The organism is Synergistota bacterium, from assembly GCA_021159885.1.
GTDB lineage: Bacteria > Synergistota > GBS-1 > GBS-1 > GBS-1 > AUK310.
Genome location: JAGHDO010000038.1, coordinates 39,485 through 46,893, shown reverse-complemented (window position 1 = coordinate 46,893; position 7,409 = coordinate 39,485). Strand labels below are relative to the sequence as shown.

The window sequence follows — 7,409 nt, the reverse complement described above, 5'->3', positions numbered from 1 at the left end:
TTTATATAAGCCTTGTTTTCCCTCTGCCTTCTTATAACCTCATCCATCTTGGCTATCTGTGCCAGACCGAGAGCCCCCTGAATCTCGTTCATCCTGTAGTTAAAGCCAAGGCAATAGCATTTTTCTAAGGCACGAGGTATGCTCATATCATGAACATGACCGTGATCATGATAGCAGTCTGCCTTGAAGAAGAGCTCATCATCATCGGTCAGTATCATGCCTCCCTCGCCGGTAGTTATAGGCTTATAAAAGTCAAAACTGAAAGTCCCAAAGTGCCCAAAGGTTCCGAGCTTCTTCCCCTTGAAGCTTGCACCACAGGCTTGAGCGTTATCTTCTATAAGGTAAAGCCCATGCTTATCCGCTATCTCCTTAAGCAGATCTATCCTCGCCTGCACGCCAGTCATGTGAACCACTATTATGGCTCTCGTCCTCTCCGTTATGTTTCTTTCTACCTCCTCAGGATCTATGTTCAAAGTAGAATTTATGTTAACCAGAACCGGTATCGCACCAGCATCAAGAATGGCTTCAGGCGTGGCGACAAAGGTATAGCACGTGGTTATCACCTCATCTCCAGGGCCTATACCCAGAGCGGCTAAGACCACCTTTAAGGCAGCGGTACCGGACATAACCGCAAGGGCGTGCTTTGCGCCCATATATTCGGCAAACATCCTCTCAAACTCCTTAACCGCGGATACCCCAAGCGATTGCTCCGAGGCATATCTATGAAGAATCCCTCTATCAAGAACCTTTATAACCTCGACTATCTCTTCCTTACCGAAAAGCTCGCTTCCCGACATGGTTAGAATCCCTCCTCTCTACCAAAATTGTAGGTCTCAAGCAAAATGTTGTATATCTCATCGTACCCTATCTTTCTCGGATTATTTGCCAGAGGGCGATCCACCTCAAGCGCAGAAGCAGCTATACGAGGAAGATCCTCCTCCGGAATGCCAAGCGAGTATAAATTAACAGGAAGGTTAAGATCGTAAAGAAGCTTAAGAAGGGCATCATAAACCGCAAACGATGACTCTCTGAGCGACATCCCATCTACATCCTCCCCCAGAATAGAAGCAACAAGAGCGTACTTTTCCGGAACCGCTATGGCATTATAAAAGGAAACATGAGGGATCAAAACGGCATTGGCAAGCCCATGCCCTATTCCATAAAATGAGCTTAAGGGATAAGATATAGAGTGGCACGCTCCAACTCCGGCGTGAGCGAGCGCGATGCCCGCAAGAAGGCTTCCAAGCATCATTCCTTCGCGAGCATCGAGATTTTCCGGATCAGCATAAGCGCGCCGCAGATTCGCCGATATGAGTTTTAAAGCTTCCACTGAAAATATCTCACTCATGGGATTCGATGCCTTTGCCACATAGGATTCGAGAGCATGAGTTAGCGCATCCATGCCGGTTGAGGCAGTTAAAGAGGGCGGAAGACTGACGGTAAGCTCAGGATCGAGAATGGCGAGATCAGGAACTATAAAAGGAGTATTTATACCCCCCTTTTTCTTCTCATCAAATATGAAAACCGCAGTGGGAGTAACCTCGCTCCCCGTACCAGCAGTGGTCGGTATAGCAACTATTGGTATTCCTTTACGGAGAACCTTTCCAACGCCTATATAATCGCGCGCCTTACCGGGATTCGCAGAAAGAACGCTTGCTCCCTTAGCGACGTCCATCGAGCTTCCTCCGCCAATTCCAACGACGAATGCACAATCCTTGGCAAGCTCCCCGGCTCTATCCGCATGCTCTACCCTCGGCTCAGGGGAAACGTCTCCGTAGACTACCACTTCTCTACCTGCTTCCCTAAGAAGCTCAATAACCTTTTCAACGATTTCACCTTTAGAAAGGTTTTCATCACTTACCACGAGAGCCTTGCCCTCACGAAAAGCCTTAACTTCCTCAGAAAGCTTTCTTAAGCTTCCCCTTCCGAAGATTATCTTACCCGCGGTCTTAAAGAAAAACCCTTTAATTAGAAACACCCCCTCCAAGAAGATCGTCTATCACGCTTAAATACCTCTCCAAGACTCCCTTAGAACGTGAGAGATACTCTTTAAGCGAGAGTTGTATTCGTTCTCTCGCCTTCCCGTCAAGAAGCAGCCTACGAACAACCTCGTAAAGCTCATTCTCATCAGCTACAGAAAAACCCGCTCCCGCCTCTTCGAGAAATCTGGTTTCCTCGAGGAAATCATCCATATAGGGACCGTATATAACAGGTTTACCCCATGATGCGGGTTCAATTACGTTATGACCGCCAAGGGGCACGAGACTTCCTCCACAGAAGACAACTGTCGCAACCGAGTACAACCCAAAAAGCTCTCCCATAAGATCCCACAAAACCACCTTATCCTGAGGGTTCTCACTGCGCAGCGAAAATCTCACACCAAGGCTAAGGAGAGTGTCAGCTATCGAACGCGCCCTTTCCGGATGCCTTGGAACTAATGCTAAGCGCAAATCTGGAAAGTCTTTAAGAAGCTTAAGATACACCTTTACAGCAATCCTTTCTTCTCCCTCATGAGTACTCCCACAGACCCACAGCGGTTCATCTCTCAAATTCAAGAGCCTACGCATTTTCCGCTCGATGGAAGGATCCACCGCTTCCAACACGCTATCGTATTTAAGATTTCCCATGACGAAAACTCTTTCTGCTGGCGCTCCCAGTCTTACAAACCTCTCTCTATCTTTCTCGCTGATAGCTCCAATAAAGTCAAAGCAGGATAAAACTCCTCCCATAATATAAGAGAGCTTTTTATATCCCCCATACGATCTATCGGATATCCTACCATTCGCTAAAATGAGCTTTACCCCTCTCTTCTTAAGACGAGTTATCATTAAAGGCCATAGCTCAGTTTCCATCAGGATATATAAAGATGGATTTATAGCCTCGATAGCCCTTGGAACCACCCAAGGGAGATCCCATGGATAGAAAAAGAGATTCTCGATCCCGCTTTGGGAAGCAATCTTATAACCGGTAGGAGTAGTTACAGACAAACAGGCGTCGCTTAATCTTCTTAAAAGAGGCAAAGCCGCTTTCACCTCACCTACAGAAACCGCATGAATCCAAACCCTCTTTCCACTGGAGGGAGGAAGAGACACCTCCCCCATTCTCTCCCGAAAGCCGAGAGAGTATCTCCTCCTCAAATAAGGATAGAGTAAAAGAAAGAGAAAGCTTGTGACAAGGGAATAGAAAAACATGCCTAAGCTATCCCCGCTTTCAAAAGATCGTGTATATGAATTATCCCCGCTATCTTATTATCCCTATCTACCACAGGAAGCACCGAAATTTCATGCTTTTCCATCAGAGCAAGGGCTTGAGCGGCAAGCTTTTCAGGAGCTATCCTCTTAGGATTATGAATCATAACCTCTCCCACGCTTTTGTCCAAGAGAGCATATCCAAATCTCTCAAGAAGTCTTCTTAAATCGCCATCCGTTAGAATTCCCACAAGTCTACCTTCTCTCTCCACAAGAATGGTTCCAAAACCCTTTGAAGTCATTTCAAAGAGCGCATCCTTAAGGAGAGTTTTCTCACTAACCATAGGTATCTCCCTTCCAGTATGCATAAGATCTTCAACCCTTAAAAGAAGTTTTCTTCCCAAGCTCCCATCGGGATGAACGAGAGCAAAATCCTCCTCCCTTAATCCCCTCATCTTAGCAAGCAGAACTGCCAAAGCATCCCCGAGAGCCAGCATAACTGCAGTGCTTGATGTTGGAGCTAATCCCAAGGGACAAGCTTCCCTCTCAACGAACGTGTTTAAAACGATGTCTGCCTCCTTAGCAAGCGTGGAGTTTCTCCTACCAGTGAAAGCTATTATCCGGGACCCAATGCGTCTGAGATAGGGAATAACAGCAAGAACTTCCCTCGTTTCACCACTGTTTGATAGGATCAGTCCTACGTCTTCTTTCCTAACCATACCAAGATCGCCGTGCAATGCCTCAGCAGGGTGAAGAAAGAAAGAGGGCGTTCCTAACGATGATAAGGTAGCAGATATCTTCCTGCCTATTAAGCCCGATTTTCCCATGCCCATAACCACTACACGTCCCGTTGAGGAAAGGATAAGTTTTGCCGCCCTAACCACTTCCTCACCGAGCCTATTTCTCAAGCGCAGTATCTCCTTAGCCTCAAGTTCTAATACCCTCTTAGCCTCCTCAAGAAGTTCTTTATCGCTCACTATATCTTCTTATCCTCCTCAACCGCCTCAAGAAGCCTATCGAAGAAATCGGGCATAGCGGATAAAACCCTGCTCCAGCTGGGTATCATCAGGGAGGACATCGGGTCCCTTAAGATCTCCTCACCGGCTATATCAATCGCTTTTGAGAAGCTCTCAACGGCGATCGACTCCGAGTGCACATCAAATTCAAGCGAGTTTATAAGAGCATCGTTCTGATACTTTCTTATAGCAGCGAGTGCCTCCATTAGATAGGTCGCCTTAAGCGTTTTAAAAAATCCATCAGAAAAGACTATTCCCCTACAGGCCAGGCTTTTGAAAAGCATCTTGGCTATATCTATAGCCATCTTAAGGAGACCTCTCTTGGGATCATTGGGGTCAAGAATTTGGTGCTTGTGATCATAATTATCGGATATATCAACCTGGCATATGGTTCTTAAGGTGCAGAGCCTGTATACATCACCGAGAACTCCAATTTCGAGCCCCCAATCGGATGGGATTCTTATCCTCCTCGCAAGCTCAGCGGTCATTGCAAACTCCCCAGAGAGCGGATAGCGGAAGCTATCGAGGAATACCAGAAAATCGATCCTCCCAAGCATTTCCATTAAAGCCCTTATAAGCGGAGTTACGAAGAGACGAGCAACTCTGCCATGAAGCTTATTGGTCACGCGAGCATAATACCCCTTACAGAACTCAAAATTCAATCTCAGATTCGCTATGGGATAGCAAAGCCTCGTTAAAAGTTCCCTTTTATAAGTTAAGATATCACAGTCGTGAGATACGATAACATGGCACTTCTTGGACGCGAGAACATAGCCATATCCGATCCATACGGTCATTCCCTTACCTCTATCCCATCTTCCGAACTCATCCCAAAGCTTTTTGAAAAGCTCCTGCACTCTGGGACCATCATTCCAAATCACTACGACTTCCTGAGGAAGCTTAGCGAGGAATCTTTTTACATAACGGAATTGCTCTTTATCAGCGCGATCCAGCGATAGAACCACAAGATCGATATAGGAAGCCGTTGACAGCTCCTCTATTATGTTCGGAAGCGCAGGTCCCTCAAATTCAGAAAAAAGAGAAGGAAGAACGAGAGCTATTGGGTTATATTCCCTGTATTTTAGGAGTTCCTTAATCAGCATATCCTCATTATCCCTTTTTAACCTGTGCAGGGTCGTTATAACCCCATTTTGAAAGAAATCGCTCAACCTCGATCCACCTCCAGGATCTTAAATACGGCTTCAGCCCATCCGCGAGGTCCTGGATACCGTGTAATATAAGTATTATTAAAGCTACCTCTAAGAAACTTCCCCGTTTTCTTCCTCACTATAACGGGGAAATCAACCTCTGCAAGCATAGGAAGATCGTTTTTACCATCCCCAAGCCCAAGCGAAAGAATTTCGGCATCCGGGAACCTCAAACGATAAAGCTCAAGAAGCCTCTTAACAGCTTTTCCCTTGTCGTTTCCCCCAATAACCGTGAAAAACCTTCCTCCCTTGGTCAAACTGAATCCCCGCTCCCTTAAAAATAGCTCCAAAGGCTCAACATCAGATTCAAAGAGCAGTATCGGCTCTGAATATTCCCTCTTCTTGGCAAGAATAGCTTCTTCCTCAGGTAAACCAGAAATCTCAGATATCTCACGCGGGGTCATATCACTAAATCCCCTGATGGAAATGCCAAGAGATCCTCTCGCCTGATTAAGCACCTCGAGTATAAGGCTATGTGGTTTACCAAGTTCAATTATCCTATAACCTTCCCCTTCGGGTATAAATATAGCTCCTCCATTCTCAGATATAAATGGATATTCGCTAAGACGCATCCTTTTCCTGTAGATTTCTATCTCCGCTCGGGTCTTGCTTGAACAAAGTATAATGGGAATATCTTTCTTTTTAAGGAAGGAAAGCGCTTCCTTCGCTTCCTCAAAAGAATAGGTATCCTCATCAAGAAGAGTACCGTCAAGATCACTAAAAACCAACCATACCCTCTTCTGCCTCTTTCTTCTTTTCATCCCACACCTTTATAAGGTAAGGCTTACGTTCCTCAAAAACAACCGCTTGTTCCTCAACGTACCTTTCGGCTTCCTCAGAAGTCATATCCATGGTTTCAAGGATAAAGGAAGCAACCCTGCCAAAGTAAAGCGGCATCATGAAGGTAACGAGTTTCCTCGTGTTAACGGGCCAGACGTTATACGTAGCTGCCCACTCATATATTATGTTAGCCCAAATCTCCGTGGGAATTCTGAACTCCTTGGTTGACAATTCATAAGCTCTGCTTATATAGGAGAACGATTCCTCAGAGAGGATATTCTGCCATAAAGGAGCAAATTGCTTAAAACCCATTTTAAACTCATAAAGCAGATTATCAAGATTAACCTTAACCGGCTCTGGCTCCACCGCCTTAGCCTCACCATAAATCTCAACCGGCATGCTTCCGCTTACGCTCTTCCAGAAGATCTCGTTTTCCTTCATAAGGTAAAACATGGTCCAGACAACCTGCCTGAACATGGGACCCAGATGCATGGCAGGGTCCTTAACATCGTGAACCTTAACGCCGAGATTCGCCTGACATATCCTAAAATCGTTGACTATAGCCTCAGTCGTAACCCATATATCGACTCCAAATCGTGCAACATCGGTATCCCAAACGGGCTGCTTGATATAAAAGCTAACGAGATCCCGCGAGTAGGCAAAATCTCCTCCTATGGGCTGCCTAACACGCTTACCGTAAAGGGCTCTCGTAACGTTATAAACTATGTTATTCGTTATGGTTCCATCATGCTTGTGTCTTATATAAATAGGAGCAACAAACTGATATCCCTTTTCAAGTATGGGATCTATGAGGTTCTTAAGCCAGTCAGATGTGATACTGCGAAGGTCTGCATCTACGGTCACACAAACCTTAACATCCAATAGGGAAGCAGCCTCAAATATCAGCCTGAAGGCGCTCCCTTTACCGCTTGGGCCACGATATATAGACACTATCTTCTCCTGCCAAGGTTTCAAATTCGCGCTTTCCGCCATCTCTCTCGAGTCGTCAGTAGATCCACCATCTGCCACAAATATAACGCTTCTTAAGTTGCGATAATATTTATACAAGCCTTCGCTTACCGTTTCGACAACTCCCGCTATGGTTTTCTCATTATTGTAGCACGGTATACCTACCAGTATATCAGCACTTTCAATTTCCTCAAGTCGCTTTCTCGTGGGAGGTCTTAAAGCCGAGGTATAAACAACCATCTTCCCTC

Annotated in this window: 7 protein-coding genes; all 7 read right to left on the bottom strand. The window is 45.7% G+C overall.

Annotated elements, in window-relative coordinates; genetic code table 11:
• A partial coding sequence (locus J7M13_03805; protein MCD6363110.1) for a DegT/DnrJ/EryC1/StrS family aminotransferase occupies window positions 1-797 on the bottom strand: 797 nt, incomplete at its 3' end.
• A 2-nt stretch (window positions 798-799) separates the two neighbouring features.
• Window positions 800-1,978, bottom strand: coding sequence for an iron-containing alcohol dehydrogenase (locus J7M13_03800; GenBank protein ID MCD6363109.1), 1,179 nt, complete (start codon window positions 1,976-1,978; stop codon window positions 800-802).
• Complete coding sequence (locus tag J7M13_03795) at window positions 1,965-3,101, bottom strand: 3-deoxy-D-manno-octulosonic acid transferase (protein MCD6363108.1); 1,137 nt, start codon at window positions 3,099-3,101, stop codon at window positions 1,965-1,967. The genes J7M13_03800 and J7M13_03795 overlap by 14 nt, the downstream gene beginning before the upstream one ends.
• Before the next feature lie 92 nt (window positions 3,102-3,193).
• Window positions 3,194-4,168: a KpsF/GutQ family sugar-phosphate isomerase gene (locus J7M13_03790; protein ID MCD6363107.1), complete on the bottom strand. Its 975-nt coding sequence runs from the start codon at window positions 4,166-4,168 to the stop codon at window positions 3,194-3,196.
• On the bottom strand, window positions 4,165-5,373 hold the full coding sequence (locus J7M13_03785; GenBank protein MCD6363106.1) for a glycosyl transferase: 1,209 nt from the start codon (window positions 5,371-5,373) through the stop codon (window positions 4,165-4,167). Before J7M13_03785 ends, J7M13_03790 begins: the two co-directional genes overlap by 4 nt.
• On the bottom strand, window positions 5,370-6,173 hold the full coding sequence (locus J7M13_03780) for an HAD-IIB family hydrolase (GenBank protein ID MCD6363105.1): 804 nt from the start codon (window positions 6,171-6,173) through the stop codon (window positions 5,370-5,372). The genes J7M13_03785 and J7M13_03780 overlap by 4 nt, the downstream gene beginning before the upstream one ends.
• On the bottom strand, window positions 6,130-7,401 hold the full coding sequence (locus tag J7M13_03775; protein ID MCD6363104.1) for a glycosyltransferase: 1,272 nt from the start codon (window positions 7,399-7,401) through the stop codon (window positions 6,130-6,132). The genes J7M13_03780 and J7M13_03775 overlap by 44 nt, the downstream gene beginning before the upstream one ends.
• Window positions 7,402-7,409: the final 8 nt, after the last annotated feature.